This is a genomic window from Collimonas sp. OK242 (assembly GCF_900107095.1).
Taxonomy (GTDB): Bacteria; Pseudomonadota; Gammaproteobacteria; order Burkholderiales; family Burkholderiaceae_D; genus Collimonas.
In genome coordinates this window covers 1-380 of the sequence record NZ_FNOR01000033.1, presented here as the reverse complement: position 1 = coordinate 380, position 380 = coordinate 1, and the positions used below count along the sequence as shown (strand labels likewise).

Genomic DNA, 380 nt, shown 5'->3' with positions numbered 1-380 from the left:
CTCGACAATGTCGATACGTTGCTGTTGGTGGTGTTCAAACCAGTCGACAGCGACGACACATTGCTGTTGGTGGTGTTCAATCCCGTCGACAGCGAGGCAATGCCGGTCGAGGCCGAGCTCGACAGTGTCGACACATTGCTATTCGTGGTGTTCAAACCCGTCGACAGCGAAGTAATGCCGGTTGAGGCGGAGCTCGACAGCGTCGACACATTGCTGTTGGTGGTGTTCAAGCCCGTCGACAACGAGGTGATGCCCGTCGATGCCGAGCTCGACAATGTCGACACATTGCTGTTCGTCGTGTTCAAACCCGTCGACAGCGAAGTAATGCCGGTTGAGGTGGAGCTCGACAATGTCGACACATTGCTATTCGTCGTGTTCAA

Annotated in this window: 1 protein-coding gene; it reads left to right on the top strand. The window is 55.0% G+C overall.

Features of this window, described 5'->3' with window-relative positions; genetic code table 11:
* Positions 1-380 (top strand): hypothetical protein (locus BLV81_RS24025; protein WP_176992939.1); only part of this gene is annotated, 380 nt, incomplete at both ends.